Below are 19950 nucleotides of genomic sequence, written 5' to 3' on the forward strand. Positions count from 1 at the left end.
GGCTTTTGGGCCTGCTTTATTGGGGGTCGCATCCCTGGGTGGTGGTTACCTGACCAGTGCACTCCCCAACAACTTTGCCCTGATTGTTAGGGGCTCTTCAGTGTGAAAAAAAAGCCGTGAAAAGCCAACGACCTGTAAACCTAGACCTAAGGACCATCAAACTCCCCATCACCGGCGTTACGTCGTTTCTTCACCGTGTTTCCGGCATCATCCTCTTCCTGGGCCTTGGCTTCATGCTTTATGCATTGGGCAAGTCTCTGGGTTCCGAGGAAGGTTTTGCCGAGGTGAAGGCATGCTTGACCAGCCCGCTGGCCAAGTTCGTAGCATGGGGCCTCCTGTCCGCTCTTCTGTATCACCTGGTAGCCGGTGTGCGCCACTTGATCATGGACATGGGCATCGGTGAGACGCTGGAAGGCGGCCGCCTGGGCTCGAAAATTATCATCGCCGTTTCCGTGGTGTTGATCGTTCTGGCAGGAGTTTGGATATGGTAACCAGCGTTACGAACCTTTCGCGTTCGGGCCTCTATGACTGGATGGCGCAACGTGTGTCTGCGGTTGTTCTCGCGGCTTATTTTATTTTCCTGATCGGATACCTCGCTGCGAATCCTGGCATTGGCTACGCCCAATGGCATGGCCTGTTCGCCCACAACGGAATGCGTATCTTCAGTCTGCTGGCCCTTGTGGCCCTGGGCGCTCACGCCTGGGTCGGCATGTGGACCATCGCGACCGACTACCTGACGCCGATGGCGCTGGGCAAGTCCGCGACTGCAGTACGTTTCCTTTTCCAGGCAGTATGCGGCGTTGCGATGTTCGCTTACTTCGTCTGGGGTGTGCAGATTCTCTGGGGTATCTGATCCATGGCTAACATTCCAACGATTTCTTTCGACGCCATCATTATTGGTGGCGGCGGTGCCGGCATGCGCGCTGCGCTGCAACTGGCACAAGGCGGTCACAAGACTGCCGTGATCACCAAGGTTTTCCCGACTCGTTCGCACACCGTATCGGCCCAGGGTGGCATCACCTGCGCCATCGCGTCTGCCGACCCGAACGATGACTGGCGCTGGCACATGTACGATACCGTCAAGGGTTCCGACTACATCGGTGACCAAGACGCTATCGAATACATGTGTCAGGAAGGCCCGGCTGCCGTTTACGAGCTGGACCACATGGGTATGCCGTTCTCGCGTACCGAGCAAGGTCGTATCTACCAGCGTCCGTTCGGCGGTCAGTCGAAGGATTACGGTAAAGGCGGGCAGGCTGCCCGTACTTGCGCCGCTTCCGACCGCACCGGTCACGCGCTGCTGCACACCCTTTATCAGGGCAACCTGAAAGCCGGTACCGTGTTCCTGAACGAGTACTACGCTGTCGATCTGGTGAAGAACGGCGAAGGCGAGTTCGTCGGTGTGATTGCCATCTGCATCGAAACCGGTGAAACCACCTACATCCGCGCCAAGGCCACCGTACTGGCCACCGGCGGTGCAGGTCGTATCTACGCTTCGACCACCAACGCCCTGATCAACACCGGTGACGGCGTTGGCATGGCGCTGCGTGCCGGCGTACCGGTACAAGACATTGAAATGTGGCAGTTCCACCCGACCGGCATCGCCGGCGCCGGTGTACTGGTTACCGAAGGTTGCCGTGGTGAAGGTGGTTACCTGATCAACAAGCACGGCGAGCGTTTCATGGAGCGTTATGCTCCGAACGCCAAAGACCTTGCCGGTCGTGACGTGGTTGCCCGTTCGATGGTTAAAGAAATCATCGCCGGCAATGGTTGCGGTCCGAATGGCGACCACGTAATGCTCAAACTCGACCACCTGGGCGAGGAAGTGCTGCACAGCCGTCTGCCAGGCATCTGCGAACTGTCGAAGACTTTCGCACACGTTGACCCGGTTGTCGCTCCGGTTCCGGTTGTTCCGACCTGCCACTATATGATGGGCGGCGTTGCCACCAACATTCATGGCCAGGCGATCACTCAGGACGCCGACGGCAAAGACACCATCATTCCAGGCCTGTTCGCGGTCGGTGAAGTGGCTTGCGTATCGGTTCACGGCGCCAACCGTCTGGGCGGCAACTCGTTGCTCGACCTGGTGGTCTTCGGTCGTGCGGCCGGTCTGCACCTGGAAAAAGCGCTGACCGACGGTATCGAATACGACGACGCCACCGATGCCGACATCAATGCGGCCCTGTCGCGTCTGTCCGCTCTGAACGAGCGTACCGATGGTGAAGACGTGGCAACCCTGCGTCGCGAGCTGCAAAGCTGCATGCAGAACTACTTCGGTGTATTCCGTACCGGCGAATACATGCAGAAGGGTATTGCTCAACTGGCTGATCTGCGTGGCCGTATCGCCAACGTCAAGATCAACGACAAGAGCCAGGCGTTCAACACCGCGCGTATCGAAGCGCTGGAACTGCAGAACCTGCTGGAAGTGGCCGAAGCTACCGCCATCGCCGCAGAAGTGCGTAAAGAGTCCCGCGGTGCTCACGCCCGTGAAGACTTCGAAGACCGTGACGATGAAAACTGGCTGTGCCACACCCTGTACTTCCCGGGTGAGAAGCGCGTTGCCAAGCGTGCAGTGAACTTCTCGCCGAAGACTGTTCCGACTTTTGAACCTAAGATTCGGACTTATTAAGGGTGGCCGCCATGTTGAAAGTCAGTGTTTATCGTTACAACCCTGATCAGGACGCTGCGCCGTTCATGCAGGAATTCCAGGTTGATACCGGTGGTAAAGACCTGATGGTGCTGGACGTGCTGGCCCTGATCAAAGAGCAGGACGAAGGTTTCTCCTATCGTCGCTCTTGCCGTGAAGGTGTTTGCGGTTCCGACGGCATGAACATCAACGGCAAAAACGGTCTGGCGTGCATCACGCCGCTGTCTGCCGTCGTAAAAGGTAACAAGCTGATCGTTCGCCCTCTGCCAGGTTTGCCGGTTATCCGTGACCTGGTCGTCGATATGAGCATCTTCTACAAGCAATACGAAAAGGTTAAGCCATACCTGCAGAACGACACGCCGGCTCCGGCCATCGAGCGTCTGCAGTCCCCGGAAGAGCGTGAAAAGCTCGACGGTCTGTACGAGTGCATCCTGTGCGCTTGCTGCTCGACTTCGTGCCCGTCCTTCTGGTGGAACCCGGACAAGTTCCTGGGCCCGGCTGCCCTGCTGCAAGCGTACCGCTTCCTGGCAGACAGCCGCGACACCAAGACGTCCGAGCGTCTGGCTTCGCTGGATGACCCGTTCAGCGTATTCCGCTGCCGGGGGATCATGAACTGCGTCAACGTTTGTCCGAAAGGCCTGAACCCGACTAAGGCCATCGGTCACATCCGTAACATGCTGCTGCAAAGCGGCGTGTGATTCAGCTGCTGTACCCGTAGAACCGCTGTACCCGTAGATGCTGCGGCGCAGGCTTCAACCGGCGCCGTAGTTTTAACCTGAGCAGCAGCCCATAAGGCTGCGGCTCTTATTTTGAAGAAATGAGACAAGCAGGGGCATCCGGGCTGGTACCCGGACTATCAGCGTGATCCTAAGTGGCTTGTTTTAGTCGCTGCATTCGGACTTCTGCAAGTTTGCTCGGTGTCGACGCCGGTGGTGTTCCCCTAACCGAGGGTGACCAAGCATGCAAGAAAGCGTGATGCAGCGCATGTGGAACAGCGCCTACCTTTCCGGTAGTAACGCTGCCTATGTGGAAGAGCTCTACGAGCTCTACCTGCACGACCCTAACGCTGTGCCAGAAGAGTGGCGCACCTACTTCCAGAAGTTGCCTGCTGATGGCAACACTGCCACCGATGTTTCGCACTCCACAATTCGCGATCATTTCGTCTTGCTGGCAAAGAACCAGCGCCGCGCCCAACCGGTTTCCGCCGGCAGCGTGAGCAGTGAGCACGAGAAGAAGCAAGTTGAAGTGCTGCGATTGATCCAGGCCTACCGTATGCGTGGCCACCAGGCAGCCCAGCTTGACCCGCTGGGGCTGTGGCAGCGTCCTGCACCTGCAGACCTGTCAATCAATCATTACGGCTTGACCAATGCCGATCTTGATACGACCTTCCGTGCCGGCGACCTGTTCATCGGCAAAGAGGAGGCGAGCCTACGCGAAATTCACGAAGCGTTGCAGCAGACATATTGCCGCACCATCGGCGCTGAATTTACGCACATCACCGATTCCGAGCAGCGCCAGTGGTTCCAGCAGCGTCTGGAAAGCGTGCGCGGCCGTCCGACGTACTCCGCCGACATCAAGAGTCACCTGCTCGAGCGCGTCACTGCCGGCGAGGGTCTTGAAAAATACCTCGGGACCAAGTATCCGGGTACCAAGCGTTTCGGTCTGGAAGGCGGCGAGAGCCTGATTCCGATGCTCGATGAACTGATCCAGCGTTCCGGTTCCTACGGTACCAAGGAAATCGTCATCGGCATGGCCCACCGTGGTCGTCTGAACGTGCTGGTCAACACCTTTGGCAAGAACCCGCGCGAGTTGTTCGACGAGTTCGAAGGCAAGAAGAAGGTCGAGCTGGGTTCCGGTGACGTTAAATATCACCAGGGCTTCTCGTCCAACGTCATGACTACCGGCGGTGAAGTTCACCTGGCCATGGCTTTCAACCCGTCTCACCTGGAAATCGTTTCTCCAGTGGTCGAGGGTTCGGTCCGTGCCCGTCAGGATCGTCGTAACGATCCTACCGGTGAAAAGGTTCTGCCGATCTCCATCCACGGTGACGCGGCATTCGCCGGTCAAGGTGTGGTCATGGAAACCTTCCAGATGTCGCAGACCCGCGGTTTCAAGACCGGCGGCACCGTGCACATCGTGATCAACAACCAGGTCGGCTTCACCATCAGCAACCCGCTGGACTCGCGCTCCACCGAGTACGCGACCGACGTTGCGAAGATGATCCAGGCGCCGATCCTCCATGTGAATGGTGATGATCCGGAAGCCGTGTTGTTCGTGACCCAGTTGGCCATCGACTACCGCATGCAGTTCAAGCGTGACGTGGTGATCGATCTGGTCTGCTACCGTCGTCGCGGCCACAACGAGGCTGACGAGCCAAGCGGTACCCAGCCTCTGATGTATCAGCAGATCACCAAGCAGCGCACCACCCGTGAGCTGTATGCCGATCGTCTGACCCAGAGTGGTGTACTGGACGCAGAGCGTGTTCAGGCGAAAGTCGACGAATACCGCAATGCGCTGGACAACGGTCTGCATGTTGTAAAAAGCCTGGTCAAAGAGCCGAACAAAGAGTTGTTCGTGGACTGGCGTCCGTATCTGGGCCACGCCTGGACCGCGCGTCACGACACTCGCTTCGATCTGAAAACCTTGCAGGAACTGTCCGCCAAGCTGCTGGAAATTCCGGAAGGCTTCGTGGTGCAGCGCCAGGTCTCGAAAATCTACGAAGACCGTCAGAAGATGCAAGCCGGCGGCCTGCCGATCAACTGGGGTTACGCCGAAACCATGGCGTACGCGACCCTGGCGTTCGAAGGTCACCCGATTCGCATGACGGGTCAGGACATCGGTCGCGGTACGTTCTCGCACCGTCACGCTGTCTTGCACAACCAGAAAGACGCGGGTACCTATATCCCGTTGCAAAACCTGTACAAGGGTCAGCCACGTTTCGACCTGTACGATTCGTTCCTGTCTGAGGAAGCGGTTCTGGCGTTCGAATACGGTTATTCGACCACCGAGCCAAACGCTCTGGTTATCTGGGAAGCCCAGTTCGGCGACTTCGCCAACGGTGCCCAGGTGGTTATCGACCAGTTCATCACCAGTGGCGAGCACAAGTGGGGCCGTCTCTGCGGTCTGACCATGCTGCTGCCGCACGGTTATGAAGGTCAGGGTCCTGAGCACTCCTCGGCTCGTCTGGAGCGTTACCTGCAGCTGTGCGCCGAGCACAACATTCAGGTAGCCGTGCCGACTACGCCGGCCCAGATCTACCACTTGCTGCGTCGTCAGGTGATTCGCCCGCTGCGCAAACCATTGGTAGTCCTGACTCCGAAGTCGTTGCTGCGTCACAAGCTGGCCATCTCGACCCTGGAAGATCTGGCCGAAGGTTCGTTCCAGACCGTTATCCCGGAAATCGATGCGCTTGACCCGAAAAAGGTCACTCGCATGATCCTGTGCAGCGGCAAGGTCTACTATGACCTGCTGGAAAAACGCCGTGCCGAAGGTCGTGAAGACATCGCCATCGTGCGTATCGAGCAGCTGTATCCGTTCCCTGAGGACGACCTGATGGAGGCGCTCGCCCCTTACACCAACCTCGAAAACGTGGTCTGGTGCCAGGAAGAGCCGATGAACCAGGGCGCCTGGTACAGCAGCCAGCATCACATGCGTCGCAGCCTGACCAACCACAAACAAGGCCTGGTCCTGGAATACGCTGGTCGTGAGGCGTCTGCCGCACCTGCTTGCGGTTACGCTTCGATGCACGCCGAGCAGCAGGAACAACTGCTGCAAGATGCTTTCACTGTTTAACGCCTTCGCGCACCTGAAACCGAATTTAAGGACCCACAGATAATGGCTATCGAAATCAAAGCCCCCACTTTCCCGGAATCGGTTGCCGATGGCACCGTTGCCACCTGGCACAAAAAACCGGGCGACGCCGTCAAGCGTGACGAACTGATCGTCGACATTGAAACCGACAAAGTCGTACTGGAAGTTCTGGCCACCGCTGACGGCGTGCTGGGCGCGATCGTCAAGAACGAAGGCGACACCGTTCTGTCCGACGAAGTTCTGGGCTCCATCGGTGAGGGCGGTGCTGCTGCCGCTCCAGCCGCTGCTGCACCTGCCGCTGCTGCCGCTGCTCCTGCCGAAGTAGGCGAAGACGATCCTGTTGCTGCACCGGCTGCTCGCAAGCTGGCTGAAGAAAACGGCATCAACATCGCTTCCGTTGCCGGCACCGGCAAAGGCGGTCGTGTGACCAAGGAAGACGTGGTAGCCGCTGTTGCCGCCAAGAAAGCCGCTCCGGCTGCCGCGCCTGCCAAGGCTGCTGCACCTGCTGCCGCTGCTCCGGTATTCGCTGCTGGCGACCGCGTAGAAAAACGCGTTCCGATGACCCGTCTGCGCGCCAAGGTTGCCGAGCGTCTGGTTGAAGCTCAATCGAACATGGCGATGCTGACCACTTTCAACGAAGTCGACATGACCGAAGTCATGGCCCTGCGTTCGAAGTACAAGGACTTGTTCGAGAAGTCCCACAACGGCGTACGCCTGGGCTTCATGTCGTTCTTCGTGAAAGCGGCCACCGAAGCGCTGAAACGCTTCCCGGCTGTCAACGCGTCGATCGACGGTGCCGACATCGTTTACCACGGCTACGCCGACGTTGGTGTGGCTGTTTCCAGCGACCGCGGTCTGGTTGTACCGGTTCTGCGTAACGCCGAACTGATGAGCCTGGCTGAAATCGAAGGCGGCATCGCTACCTTCGGCAAGAAAGCCCGTGACGGCAAACTGTCGATGGAAGAAATGACCGGCGGCACGTTCACCATCACCAACGGCGGTACTTTCGGTTCGATGATGTCGACTCCGATCGTCAACCCGCCGCAGGCTGCGATTCTGGGTATGCACAACATCATCCAGCGTCCTATGGCGATCAACGGTCAGGTAGTTATCCGTCCGATGATGTACCTGGCGCTGTCCTACGATCACCGTCTGATCGATGGCAAAGAAGCTGTGACCTTCCTGGTGACCATCAAGAACCTGCTGGAAGACCCGGCTCGTTTGCTGCTGGATATCTGATTTCGTTGCGCGGGCCGTTCAATGATGGACGGCCCTTCTGTAATGACCAGCTTCGTCCCACGACGGTCCTCAAAAGGGGCCGTCCGGTTTGATTCGAGAAGGAATGACACATGACTCAGAAATTCGACGTGGTAGTGATTGGCGCGGGCCCTGGCGGCTACGTGGCTGCCATTAAAGCAGCGCAACTGGGCCTCACCACTGCCTGCATCGAGAAATACACCGACAAGGAAGGCAAACTGGCCCTCGGCGGTACTTGCCTGAACGTCGGCTGCATTCCATCCAAGGCGCTGCTGGACAGCTCCTGGAAGTTTCACGAAGCGCAAGACGGCTTCGCGATCCACGGTATCAACCACGCTGGCGTGACCATGGACGTGCCAGCAATGGTCGGCCGTAAAGCCAACATCGTCAAAGGCCTGACCTCCGGCGTTGCGACCCTGTTCAAGGCTAACGGCGTCACTTCGATCCAGGGCCACGGCAAACTGCTGGCCGGCAAGAAAGTCGAAGTCACCAAGCCTGACGGTTCGGTTGAAGTCATCGAAGCCGAAAACGTCATCCTGGCTCCGGGCTCGCGTCCGATCGACATTCCACCGGCTCCGGTCGACCAGAATGTGATCGTCGATTCGACTGGCGCTCTGGAATTCCAATCCGTACCAAAACGCCTGGGTGTGATCGGCGCTGGTGTTATCGGTCTGGAACTGGGTTCGGTATGGTCCCGTCTGGGCGCCGAAGTCACCGTTCTCGAAGCACTGGATACCTTCCTGATGGCAGCGGACACCGCTGTTTCCAAGGAAGCGCTGAAAACCCTGACCAAACAGGGTCTGGACATCAAGCTGGGCGCTCGCGTGACCGGCTCCAAAGTGAACGGCGACGAAGTCGTTGTGAACTACACCGATGCCAACGGCGAACAGAACATCACTTTCGACAAGCTGATCGTAGCCGTTGGTCGCCGTCCGGTGACCACTGATCTGCTGGCTGCCGATTGCGGCGTGACCCTGGACGAGCGCGGTTTCGTGCACGTTGACGATCACTGCGCCACCACCGTACCGGGCGTTTACGCCATCGGTGACGTGGTTCGCGGCATGATGCTGGCTCACAAAGCATCGGAAGAGGGCATCATGGTTGTCGAGCGCATCAAGGGCCATAAAGCCCAGATGAACTATGACCTGATCCCTTCGGTTATTTATACTCACCCGGAAATCGCGTGGGTCGGTAAAACCGAGCAGGCCTTGAAAGCTGAAGGCGTAGAAGTTAACGTCGGCACCTTCCCGTTCGCAGCCTCTGGCCGTGCCATGGCCGCCAACGATACCGGTGGTTTCGTCAAGGTCATCGCTGATGCCAAGACTGACCGCGTATTGGGCGTCCACGTGATTGGCCCGAGCGCCGCAGAACTGGTTCAGCAGGGCGCGATCGGCATGGAATTCGGCACCAGCGCTGAAGACCTGGGCATGATGGTTTTCTCCCATCCGACCCTGTCTGAAGCCTTGCACGAAGCAGCGTTGGCAGTGAATGGCGGCGCCATCCACATCGCCAACCGCAAGAAACGCTAAGCGGATAATAAGAAACCACGGCGGTACGGCCCGTCGTGAGCCTTGCGAGCAAGACTCACCGCGGAATGTCCGCTGGACGCAGTCTTGCGTAGCTGCACCGGGTACCCGGAAAGGTTACGCAAGCAGCAGTCACAGGTGGTGCGGCACTTGAATGAGTGCAGCACCGAATGCGCAGTACCTAACGAAGACGGTAATAAGCATGAATCTTCACGAGTATCAGGGTAAGCAGCTGTTCGCTGAGTACGGCCTGCCAGTATCCACCGGTTACGCGGTAGACACCCCGGAAGCAGCAGCAGAAGCTTGCGACAAAATCGGCGGCAGCGAATGGGTTGTCAAAGCCCAGGTTCACGCCGGTGGTCGCGGTAAAGCGGGCGGCGTAAAGCTGGTTCGCAGCAAAGAAGACGCTAAGGCATTCGCACAGCAGTGGCTGGGCAAGCGTCTGGTGACTTACCAGACTGACGCCAATGGTCAGCCAGTCACCAAGATCCTGGTTGAATCGTGCACTGATATCGCTAAAGAGCTGTACCTGGGCGCTGTCGTTGACCGTTCGAGCCGTCGCATCGTGTTCATGGCTTCCACCGAAGGTGGCGTGGACATCGAGAAAATCGCTCACGACACCCCTGAGAAAATCCTCAAGGTCACTATCGATCCACTGGTTGGCGCTCAGCCATTCCAGGGTCGCGAGCTGGCATTCCAGCTGGGTCTGGAAGGCAAGCAAGTTGCTCAGTTCGCCAAGATCTTCGTAGGTCTGGCCAAGCTGTTCAAGGATCACGACCTGGCTCTGCTGGAAGTGAACCCGCTGGTGATCAAGGCTGACGGCGATCTGCATTGCCTCGATGCCAAGATCAACATCGACGCCAACGCCATGTACCGTCAGCCTAAGCTGAAGACTTTCCACGATCCGTCGCAAGACGATCCGCGCGAAGCGCACGCTGCCAAGTTCGAACTGAACTACGTAGCGCTGGAAGGCAACATCGGTTGCATGGTCAACGGTGCTGGCCTGGCCATGGGTACCATGGACATCGTCAACCTGCATGGCGGCAAACCAGCCAACTTCCTCGACGTGGGCGGCGGTGCTACCAAAGAACGCGTAACCGAAGCATTCAAGATCATCCTGTCCGACACTAACGTCGCTGCAGTACTGGTCAACATCTTCGGCGGCATCGTTCGTTGCGACATGATTGCCGAAGGCATCATCGGCGCTGTGAAAGAAGTCGGCGTGAAAATCCCGGTTGTTGTTCGCCTTGAAGGCAACAACGCTGAGCTGGGCGCTAAAGTACTGGCAGAAAGCGGTTTGAACATCATCGCTGCTACCAGCCTGACCGACGCTGCTCAACAAGTTGTCAAAGCTGCGGAGGGCAAATAATGAGCGTCCTGATCAATAAAGACACCAAAGTTATCTGCCAGGGTATTACCGGTTCGCAAGGTAGTTTCCACACCCAGCAAGCCATCGAATACGGCACCAAGATGGTTGGCGGCGTAACTCCAGGCAAAGGCGGCACCGAGCACCTGGGTCTGCCAGTGTTCAACACCGTGAAAGACGCTGTAGCAGCCACTGGCGCCACCGCCAGCGTGATCTACGTTCCAGCTCCTTTCTGCAAGGACTCCATCCTGGAAGCAGCCTTCGGCGGCATCAAGCTGATCGTTTGCATCACTGAAGGCATTCCTACCCTGGACATGCTGGATGCCAAGGTCAAGTGCGACGAGCTGGGCGTAGTCCTGATCGGTCCTAACTGCCCAGGCGTGATCACTCCAGGCGAATGCAAGATCGGCATCATGCCAGGTCACATTCACTTGCCAGGCAAGGTCGGTATCGTTTCCCGTTCCGGCACCCTGACTTACGAAGCTGTGAAGCAGACTACTGACGCCGGTTTCGGTCAGTCGACTTGCGTCGGCATCGGTGGTGACCCGATCCCGGGTTCGAACTTCATCGACATCCTGAAGCTGTTCCAGGAAGACCCGAAGACCGAAGCGATCGTGATGATCGGCGAGATCGGCGGTTCGGCTGAAGAAGAAGCGGCTGCCTACATCAAGGCACACGTGACCAAGCCGGTTGTTTCCTACATCGCTGGTGTGACTGCTCCTCCGGGCAAGCGCATGGGCCATGCTGGCGCAATCATCTCTGGCGGCAAAGGCACTGCAGACGAGAAATTCGCTGCTCTGCAAGACGCAGGCGTTAAAACCGTGCGTTCGCTGGCAGACATCGGCAAGGCCCTGGCCGAGCTGACTGGCTGGGCCGTCAAGTAAGCCTCGCGCTTAACTGACGCTCCACCAAACAAAGGCCACCTTCGGGTGGCCTTTGTCGTTTCCGGGTGATCGTTCCCACGCTCTGCGTGGGAATGCCGCCAGGGACGCTCCGCGTTCCGCCTTTGAATGTGACGCAGAGCGTCACGGGATGCATTCCCACGCAGAGCGTGGGAATGATCTGTGCCGAGGTAGGAAAATTAGATATGTAAACGCGACATTGAAATGTCGTGTATCGGATAGTTCGCCCTGTAATAGTGCGTTTGTCAGGCAAATTCGTTACGCTAGCCGCCATTTTTGCGTCTGCGGCCCACAAGGCAGCGGCGCGCTAAACGGGTCAGTCCTATACGGATCGACAGCATTTCCCTCATCCATAAGGGAAATCCCTCTCTAAATTCCGATTCAGTAGTGTGGTATTTCCTTAATGAAAGTGTTGAAAGGCCAGGACATCCTGGCACTGGGTTTTATGACGTTTGCCCTGTTCGTCGGGGCTGGCAACATCATCTTCCCGCCTATCGTCGGTTTGCAGTCCGGGCCTAATGTCTGGATGGCGGCGCTGGGTTTCCTGATCACCGCAGTCGGTCTGCCGGTGATCACCGTTGTCGCCCTGGCCAAGGTCGGTGGTGCAATGGATGCCTTGAGCAGCCCGATTGGTAAAATCGCCGGGGGCTTGCTGGCAGCCGCGTGCTACCTCGCTGTCGGCCCGTTGTTCGCGACGCCGCGCACCGCGACCGTGTCGTTCGAAGTGGGTCTGGCGCCGCTGACCGGCGAGAGCCCGCTGGCGCTGTTTCTCTATAGCTCGGTGTACTTCCTGCTGGTGTTCTTCATCTCGCTCTATCCGGGCCGTCTGCTGGACACCGTAGGACGGTTCCTCGCACCACTGAAGATCATCGCCTTGGCCGTTCTCGGCATCGCAGCGTTCGCGTTGCCGGCTGGTGATATCGGCGTGGCCACCCCGGAATACGTGGCGGCACCATTCTCCCAAGGCTTCATCAATGGCTACCTGACCATGGATACCCTGGGCGCGCTGGTATTCGGCATTGTCATCGTCAACGCGATCCGCTCCCGTGGCGTCGAATCGCCGGTGTTGATCACCCGTTACGCAATCATCGCCGGGCTGATTGCCGGTGTAGGTCTGGCTCTGGTTTACGTCAGCCTGTTCCGTCTCGGTTCGGGCAGCCATGAAGTGGCCGCCGGTGCCACCAATGGTGCGGCGGTATTGCACGCCTACGTGCAGCACACCTTCGGTCCCCTGGGCAGCGGTTTCCTCGCGGTGCTGATCTCCCTGGCCTGCCTGGTGACCGCGGTCGGTCTGACCTGCGCCTGTGCCGAATACTTCAGCCGTGTACTGCCACTGTCCTACAAGACGCTGGTGATCATTCTGGCCGCGTTCTCCCTGCTGGTGTCCAACCTGGGCCTCACCAAGCTGATCGCGTTCTCGATCCCGGTACTGACCGCCATCTACCCGCCGTGCATCGCCCTGGTGGCCCTGAGCTTCTGCAAGGACTTCTGGCATGAGCAGGGCCGCATCGTCGGTCCGGTGATGCTGGTGTCGTTCATCTTTGGCATGATCGACGCGCTCAAAGGCGCCGGCCTGGCCGACTGGATGCCGGCTCAACTGGCTCACCTGCCGCTGAGCGAGCAGGGCCTGGCTTGGCTGGTGCCGTCGGTCATGACCCTGGCGGTTGCCGTGGTTTGCGACCGTCTGTTGGGCAAGCGCGAAGAAGCGCTGGCTTAAGTCGCTTCATGGCCCGCCACAAGCGGGCTTGAGCTACAAATGGAAATGCCCCGTATCAATCGATACGGGGCATTTTTTATGCGCGTGATGCAGTGTCTTTTTCCTTGGGCTAACGTCGAAGCACTATCCGAAGGTTTCATCATTGTCTACACATCACAAGGAACTGCATGTCGTTCATCCACACCAATCTGATCCACATTCTCGCCGCGCTCTGGTTCGTCGTCTGCTGGGGTGGCTACACCCGTTACGCGACATGGAAGGGCCGTGATACCGCTTGCCTGGCCAGCGTGCTGCACCTGTATCGCGAAGACTGGATGCGCCGCATGCTGTTGCGCGACAACCGCATCGCCGATGCCAGCGTGATCGGTAACCTGGAGCGCAACGCCTCATTCTTCGCTTCCAGCACGTTGATTATCCTGGCCGGTATTCTCACGGTGTTGGGGGCGTCCGAAAGAGCCGTGTCGTTGCTGGCGGATATCCCGATGGTGCAACAGGCTTCCCAGGGCATGTCGGAGATCAAGTTGTTGTGCCTGGCGCTGGTGTTCGTCTATGCGTTCTTTACGTTCAGCTGGTGCATGCGTCAGTACAACTTTGCGGCCATTCTCGTGGGTTCGGCACCGATGATCGGTGAGCGGCATGTGTCCGAACAAGAGCGTAACGCCTTTGCTTCCCGAGCCGCCCGTGTCATCTCCCTGGCGGCCAACCAGTTCAACTTCGGTCTGCGTTCCTATTACTTCGGCATGAGCATGCTGGCGTGGTTTGTCAGCCCCTGGTTGTTCATGTTGATGAGCGCCGGTGTCGTGTTTGTGTTGTATCGCCGCGAGTTTCACTCCGACGTTCTTGACGTGATGGTCTATACACCTACAGAGGCGCCATTGCCTGAGCTGAACAAAGAGGCGGCTTGATGAGTATTTGCCTGGCAGCGCAGTCTGGTGTGGTTTCTGGGTTTAGTGTGTTCGTTGTTGCTGATGATTAGTCCGACTTTTAGAACCGTTTTGCTCTAATGCACCAAGTAACAGGCAAAAGAAAACCCGCACATGGCGGGTTTTCTTTTATCACGCTAAAAACTGTTTTAGTTTTTAGGTGCTTCTGTAGGCGCTGCCGGAGCGGCTGCGTTCGATTCGGCCTGAGCTTTGGCAGCATCAGCGTTTTCTTTTGCCGCCTCGTTCACTTTATCCTGAGCTTCGCTCATTTTTTCCTGAACTTGCTCAGTTTGTTTGGTGGCATCTTGAGCTTTGTCCTCGGGTTTTTTACCGCAGGCGGCGAGACCGAGGGAAGCGGTCAACATCAAGGCAATAGCTAAAGTCTTACGCATGGGGTGTTTCTCCTGATGGAAAATATCTACTGGCCTTTCGAGCACAGTGATCAGGGTTAAGTTCCTCAATTCACACAGATATATATGTTTGTTTTGCAACGGAACTTTTGCCCGTTAGCCTGCTACTTTGTCCGGACACTAAGAAGAGTTTTATCAAATGGCCGAAAACCCCGTTTTTGAGCGCGCGACACGATTCCTGTCGGCGTTGCGCCATTGTCAGGTACTTGGCATGCGCGTTCACAGCGCCAGCAGCGAAGGGCTGACGGTGATTCTGCCGTACAGCCCGCAGATCGTCGGCAACCCGCAAACCGGGGTGATTCATGGCGGTGCGCTGACCTCGCTGATGGATACCGCCTGCGGCATGGCCACCCTCTGCGTGCTGCCTGAGTTCGAAGTCTGCCCGACGCTCGACTTGCGCATCGACTACATGCACGCCGCCGAGCCGCACAAGGACGTGTACGGCTTCGCCCAATGCTACCGAGTGACCACTGATGTGATCTTCGCGCGCGGTTTTGCCTATCAGGACGACCCCGAACAGCCGATCGCCCACGTGGTGGGCACCTTCATGCGCATGGGCAAGGGCGTCAAAGGTACTAAAAGCTTTGGCGGTGTCATTGCCGGTGCCATTGTTGGAGTTGCGAAATGACCGACACGTTCAACGAACAGCTTCAACAGGCCCATGCGCAGGGGGACTACGCCGCACTGCTGCAGCTGATTCCCTACGCCGGGCTGATCGGCGTCGAATGTTCGCGGGTAGGGGATGAGCTGCTGTTTCGTCTGCCGGCCAACAAGGACAACATTGGTAACCCTTTGCTGCCGGCGATTCATGGTGGGGTGATTGCCGGGTTCATGGAGCTCTCGGCAGCGCTGCACCTGTTGATTTTCACCGGCTCGCCCGGTGTGCCGAAGATTATCGACTTTTCCCTCGACTACCTGCGCGCAGGGCAGTTTCGCGATACCTGGGCCCGATGCCAGGTTTGTCGCCAGGGGCGGCGGGTGGCAAACGTGGCGATTACCGCCTGGCAAAGCACCGAAGCCGAGCCCATTGCCACGGCCCGAGCGCACTTCAAAATCGAAGAGCCCTTGAAATCCTGATCTCAGCCCCCAACTCTGAGGACAACCCGCCGCCGACCCTCAAGGTCGCGGCCACTGCCATCTGATTGGAGTTTGATGACCATGAGTGTGGAAACTCAAAAGGAAACCCTGGGCTTCCAGACCGAGGTGAAGCAGCTGCTGCACCTCATGATCCATTCGCTGTATTCCAACAAGGAAATCTTCCTTCGCGAATTGATCTCGAACGCCTCTGACGCTGTCGATAAATTACGTTTTGAAGCGCTGGCCAAGCCTGAATTGCTGGAAGGCGGCGCTGAACTGAAAATCCGTGTGAGCTTCGACAAGGACGCTAAAACCGTCACCCTCGAAGACAACGGCATCGGCATGAGCCGTGAAGATGCGATCACCCACCTGGGTACCATCGCCAAATCCGGCACTGCCGATTTCATGAAACATCTCTCCGGCGATCAGAAAAAAGACTCGCACCTGATCGGTCAATTCGGCGTGGGTTTCTACTCTGCATTCATCGTCGCCGATAAAGTTGACGTATTCAGCCGTCGTGCCGGTGCTGCTGCCAGCGAAGGCGTGCACTGGTCGTCCAAGGGCGAAGGCGATTTTGAAGTTGCCACCGTTGATAAAGCCGAGCGCGGCACTCGCATCGTTCTGCACCTGAAGTCCGGTGAAGACGAGTTCGCCGATGGCTGGCGTCTGCGCAACATCATCAAGAAGTACTCCGACCACATCGCTCTGCCGATCGAGTTGCCGAAAGAAGTGGCAGCCGTTGAAGGCGAAGAGCAGCCGGCCGTTGAGTGGGAAACCGTCAACCGCGCCAGCGCCCTGTGGACTCGCCCTCGCACTGAAGTGAAGGACGAGGAATACCAGGAGTTCTACAAGCACGTCGCTCACGATTTCGAGAATCCGCTGAGCTGGAGCCACAACAAGGTCGAAGGCAAGCTCGAGTACACCTCACTGCTTTATGTGCCGACCCGTGCTCCGTTCGACCTGTACCAGCGTGAAGCGCCGAAAGGCCTGAAGCTGTACGTGCAGCGCGTGTTCGTCATGGATCAGGCCGAGTCGTTCCTGCCGCTGTACCTGCGCTTCATCAAAGGCGTGGTCGATTCCAACGACCTGTCGCTGAACGTGTCGCGGGAAATCCTGCAGAAAGACCCGATCATCGACTCCATGAAATCGGCGCTGACCAAGCGCGTTCTGGACATGCTGGAAAAACTGGCGAAGAACGAGCCTGAGCAATACAAAGGTTTCTGGAAGAACTTCGGTCAGGTCATGAAAGAAGGCCCGGCAGAAGACTTCGCCAATAAAGAAAAAATTGCCGGTCTGCTGCGTTTCGCGTCCACTCAGGGCGACGACGGCGAGCAGGTTGTAGGTCTGGCCGACTACCTGGCCCGTGCCAAGGAAGGTCAGGACAAGATCTACTACCTGACCGGCGAAACCTACGCGCAAGTCAAAAACAGCCCGCACCTGGAAGTCTTCCGCAAGAAAGGCATCGAAGTGCTGCTGCTGACCGACCGTATCGACGAGTGGCTGATGAGCTACCTCAACGACTTCGACGGCAAGAGCTTTGTCGACGTGGCGCGCGGTGACCTGGACCTCGGCAACCTGGATTCGGAAGAAGACAAGAAAGCCGCGGAAGAAGTCGCCAAGTCCAAAGAAGGTCTGGTTGAACGTCTCAAGACCGCTTTGGGTGAGTCCGTTGCTGAAGTGCGGGTTTCCCACCGTCTGACCGATTCCCCGGCGATTCTGGCCATCGGCGAGCAAGACCTGGGCCTGCAAATGCGTCAGATCCTGGAAGCCAGCGGTCAGAAGGTTCCGGATTCGAAGCCGATCTTCGAATTCAACCCGGCTCACCCGCTGATCGAGAAACTCGACAACGAGCAGAGCGACGAGCGCTTCGGCGACCTGTCGCACATTCTGTTCGATCAGGCGGCCCTGGCGGCCGGCGACAGCTTGAAAGACCCGGCCGCTTATGTGCGTCGTCTGAACAAGCTGCTGGTTGAACTGTCGGTTTAACCACGTTGTATAAAAACCCGCTTCGGCGGGTTTTTTCATTCTGGTGCTTTTTTACTGGGAGTCAGTCATGAGCCAAATCACTGTTCGATCCGTCGCCTATCAGATCGACGGCCAATCGTATGAAAGCCGTCTGGCCTTCGATGCCGACCATAAAGGCCCGCGTCCGGGTCTGTTGATGGCGCCGAACTGGATGGGCGTCAGCGCCGGTGCCGAGGAGATTGCCAAATCCGTGGCGTCCAAGGGCTATGTGGTGCTGATCGCCGACCTGTACGGCCAATCGGTTCGTCCGCAGAACGGCGACCAGGCAGGCGCGGCGATGATGCCGTTGAAGAATCATCGCGCCTTGCTACGCAAACGCATGCAGGCTGCTTTCGAACAACTGCAAGGGCAGGGCGAGGCGGCGGTCGATACCTCGAAACTGGCGACTTTTGGTTTCTGCTTCGGTGGTTGTTGCGCGCTGGAATTGGCGCGTAGCGGTGCGCCGGTGAAAGCGGCGGTGTCGTTCCACGGCACGCTGGATACGCCGAACGTGAACGATGCGAAAAACATCAAGGGTTCGGTGTTGGTGCTGCATGGCGCTGCCGATCCGTTGGTGCCGAAAGAGCAGCTACCGGCGTTCGAAGCTGAAATGAATGCCGCCGGTGTGGATTGGCAATTGCTGAGCTATGGCGGCGCGGTGCATTCGTTCACCGACCCGCATGCCAACGTGCCGGGCACGATGATGTATGACGCGAAAACCGCGGCTCGCGCGTTCACGTCGATGCATAACTTGCTGGATGGAGTGTTTAAGGGCTGATTGCAGCTCTCGGTCCTGCCACTGATCGTTCCCACGCGGAGCGTAGGAGCGATCAGCCGATCAGTTACAGGGGCGTTGGCGGGCTTCGGTGTTTCGGCAACTCAATCCGCTCGCTTTCCCCCGGCACCGTCGGCCAATCCCCGGCCGCCCAGCGCCGACGTGCTTCATCAATCAATGCCGGATCGCTGGCCACGAAATTCCAGTTGATCCGTCGTGGCCCATCCAGCGGCGCTCCGCCAAACAGCACGGCATGGCAGTCGCTCTCGGCGAACAGCGTCATCTCTTCCCCGGCCGGCAGCACCACTAGCGTGTAGGGCTCCAGCAGCTCGCCATCAAGCTGCGCCTCGCCGCTCAGCACATACAGCGCCCGTTCTTCATGCTCGGTGGGGATCAGCAGCGTGGTTGCCGTTTGCAGGTTCAATTCGGCATACAGCGTAGGAGAAAGCACCGGGACCGGCGATTCGAGGCAAAAGCCCGTCCCGGCGATCATCCGTATCTTCACGCCAAGGTTTTCGCTGACCGGCAGCGTGGCAGCGGGATGGTGGCTGTAGTGTCCCGGGCCGTGCTCACGGTCCTTGGGCGACGCCAGCCAGATCTGTAAGCCGTGCATCGTCCCGCCGCTGTCCCTCAATGCTTCGGGCGTGCGTTCGACATGAGCAATCCCGCTGCCGGCGGTCATCCAGCTGACATCGCCGGCATTCACCACCTGATCGGAACCGAGGCTGTCCTTGTGCTGGATTTGCCCTTCGAACAGGTAGGTGAGGGTGGACAGCCCGATGTGCGGGTGCTGACGGATGTTCATGCCTTTGCCCGGTGGATAACGGGTTTCGAGCATGTGGTCGAAAAACACGAAAGGTCCGACGTTACGGCATTTGGCTGACGGCAAAGGGCGAAGGATCGGCTGGCCTTCGACGTCTTCGGCGCGGGGACGGATCACGAGCGGAGTGTTCATGGCGCATTCCAGGCTGAGCGGGTGACGCAGGGAGCATAACCCGCTTGCGCAGCCGTTGCCGCTATTGGCTGAAGGCGCCTTCGGACAGATGAGTCTCGATGCTGACTTCAGAGGTGGTCATCAGCTTGTGTACCGGGCAGCGGTCGGCCACGCGGTGCAGCTCGTCGCGCTGAGCGTCGGTGAGTACGCCCTTGAGCGTGAGTTTGACGTGCAGGGCATATTTGCCTTTCAGCTCTTCACTGTTGTCGCGCTTGACCTCGACCCCGACGCCGGTCAGCGGGATGCCCTTCTTCTTCGCATACAGTTTCAAGGTCAGGGCCTTGCAGGCACCGAGGGCTGCGTCGAAATAGTCATGGGGTTCAGGCGCCGTGCCTTCGCCACCGCTGGATTTGGGGACATCGGCAAACAGTTCATGGTCATCGATCTGGACGCTGTGACGAAAACCATCGGCGGAGACAGTATTGACGGTAACAGTCATGGGAAACCTCGCAGGGATCAGGAAAAAGTCATTCGATCAAAAAAGACTCTGAATTTATAGAGCATTCCTTTACGTTCGCGTTCCACTTTCTTGCCGGACGATT

Annotated in this window: 18 protein-coding genes and 1 pseudogene; 16 read left to right on the top strand and 3 right to left on the bottom strand. The window is 58.1% G+C overall.

All coding sequences use genetic code 11. From position 1 onward, the window contains the following. The first annotated feature begins 116 nt into the window (after positions 1–116). From sdhC to AC1RO5_RS23490, 12 genes and pseudogenes are all read left to right on the top strand, one after another. Positions 117–491: a succinate dehydrogenase, cytochrome b556 subunit gene (gene sdhC / locus AC1RO5_RS23435; RefSeq protein WP_015096190.1), complete on the top strand. Its 375-nt coding sequence runs from the start codon at positions 117–119 to the stop codon at positions 489–491. Further along, positions 485–853, top strand: a complete 369-nt coding sequence (gene sdhD / locus AC1RO5_RS23440) for a succinate dehydrogenase, hydrophobic membrane anchor protein (protein WP_003210573.1) — start codon at positions 485–487, stop codon at positions 851–853. The genes sdhC and sdhD overlap by 7 nt, the downstream gene beginning before the upstream one ends. Before the next feature lie 3 nt (positions 854–856). Continuing rightward, positions 857–2629 (top strand): succinate dehydrogenase flavoprotein subunit, encoded by a 1773-nt coding sequence (gene sdhA, locus AC1RO5_RS23445; RefSeq protein WP_007936038.1) that lies wholly within the window; start codon positions 857–859, stop codon positions 2627–2629. A gap of 11 nt (positions 2630–2640) precedes the next feature. Beyond that, complete coding sequence (locus AC1RO5_RS23450) at positions 2641–3345, top strand: succinate dehydrogenase iron-sulfur subunit (protein ID WP_007936040.1); 705 nt, start codon at positions 2641–2643, stop codon at positions 3343–3345. Between the two features lie 262 nt (positions 3346–3607). Next, positions 3608–6439 carry a 2-oxoglutarate dehydrogenase E1 component gene (locus tag AC1RO5_RS23455; RefSeq protein ID WP_018925108.1) on the top strand — a complete coding sequence of 944 codons (2832 nt, stop codon included), beginning with the start codon at positions 3608–3610 and terminating at the stop codon, positions 6437–6439. Positions 6440–6481: 42 nt separating this feature from the next. After that, entirely contained in the window at positions 6482–7696 is a 1215-nt protein-coding gene (gene odhB / locus AC1RO5_RS23460; protein ID WP_019648152.1) for a 2-oxoglutarate dehydrogenase complex dihydrolipoyllysine-residue succinyltransferase, read from the top strand. 110 nt (positions 7697–7806) lie between these two features. After that, complete coding sequence (lpdA, locus tag AC1RO5_RS23465) at positions 7807–9243, top strand: dihydrolipoyl dehydrogenase (protein WP_018925110.1); 1437 nt, start codon at positions 7807–7809, stop codon at positions 9241–9243. Between the two features lie 199 nt (positions 9244–9442). Further along, positions 9443–10609: an ADP-forming succinate--CoA ligase subunit beta gene (gene sucC / locus AC1RO5_RS23470; RefSeq protein WP_493177915.1), complete on the top strand. Its 1167-nt coding sequence runs from the start codon at positions 9443–9445 to the stop codon at positions 10607–10609. Then, a complete protein-coding gene (sucD, locus tag AC1RO5_RS23475) occupies positions 10609–11490 on the top strand; it encodes a succinate--CoA ligase subunit alpha (RefSeq protein WP_007919877.1) in 882 nt (293 codons plus the stop codon). Before sucC ends, sucD begins: the two co-directional genes overlap by 1 nt. Before the next feature lie 421 nt (positions 11491–11911). Beyond that, complete coding sequence (gene brnQ / locus AC1RO5_RS23480) at positions 11912–13225, top strand: branched-chain amino acid transport system II carrier protein (RefSeq protein WP_493177917.1); 1314 nt, start codon at positions 11912–11914, stop codon at positions 13223–13225. A gap of 167 nt (positions 13226–13392) precedes the next feature. After that, a complete protein-coding gene (locus AC1RO5_RS23485) occupies positions 13393–14130 on the top strand; it encodes a DUF599 domain-containing protein (protein WP_493177919.1) in 738 nt (245 codons plus the stop codon). A 9-nt stretch (positions 14131–14139) separates the two neighbouring features. Next, positions 14140–14229, top strand: a pseudogene (locus AC1RO5_RS23490) (MAPEG family protein); the annotation flags it as partial. A 68-nt stretch (positions 14230–14297) separates the two neighbouring features. Here AC1RO5_RS23490 and AC1RO5_RS23495 read toward each other — a convergent pair. Next, positions 14298–14540, bottom strand: a complete 243-nt coding sequence (locus tag AC1RO5_RS23495) for a hypothetical protein (RefSeq protein WP_413696968.1) — start codon at positions 14538–14540, stop codon at positions 14298–14300. Between the two features lie 157 nt (positions 14541–14697). Here AC1RO5_RS23495 and AC1RO5_RS23500 point away from each other — a divergent pair, with 157 nt between their 5' ends. From AC1RO5_RS23500 to AC1RO5_RS23515, 4 genes are all read left to right on the top strand, one after another. Further along, positions 14698–15186 carry a PaaI family thioesterase gene (locus tag AC1RO5_RS23500; protein ID WP_493177920.1) on the top strand — a complete coding sequence of 163 codons (489 nt, stop codon included), beginning with the start codon at positions 14698–14700 and terminating at the stop codon, positions 15184–15186. Continuing rightward, positions 15183–15635 (top strand): PaaI family thioesterase, encoded by a 453-nt coding sequence (locus AC1RO5_RS23505; RefSeq protein WP_493177921.1) that lies wholly within the window; start codon positions 15183–15185, stop codon positions 15633–15635. The genes AC1RO5_RS23500 and AC1RO5_RS23505 overlap by 4 nt, the downstream gene beginning before the upstream one ends. Positions 15636–15716: 81 nt before the next feature. Next, positions 15717–17621 carry a molecular chaperone HtpG gene (gene htpG, locus AC1RO5_RS23510; RefSeq protein ID WP_493177923.1) on the top strand — a complete coding sequence of 635 codons (1905 nt, stop codon included), beginning with the start codon at positions 15717–15719 and terminating at the stop codon, positions 17619–17621. A 67-nt stretch (positions 17622–17688) separates the two neighbouring features. Next, entirely contained in the window at positions 17689–18417 is a 729-nt protein-coding gene (locus AC1RO5_RS23515; protein ID WP_493177924.1) for a dienelactone hydrolase family protein, read from the top strand. Between the two features lie 64 nt (positions 18418–18481). Here AC1RO5_RS23515 and AC1RO5_RS23520 read toward each other — a convergent pair whose 3' ends face one another. Both AC1RO5_RS23520 and AC1RO5_RS23525 read right to left on the bottom strand, forming a co-directional pair. After that, positions 18482–19369: a pirin family protein gene (locus tag AC1RO5_RS23520; RefSeq protein ID WP_493177926.1), complete on the bottom strand. Its 888-nt coding sequence runs from the start codon at positions 19367–19369 to the stop codon at positions 18482–18484. 61 nt (positions 19370–19430) lie between these two features. After that, the gene (locus AC1RO5_RS23525; protein WP_493177927.1) at positions 19431–19847 is read right to left on the bottom strand and encodes an OsmC family protein; all 417 of its coding nucleotides are present in this window, start codon (positions 19845–19847) and stop codon (positions 19431–19433) included. Positions 19848–19950 lie beyond the last annotated feature (103 nt).

The sequence above is a fragment of the Pseudomonas sp. GW822-FHT02G04 genome (assembly GCF_058802085.1).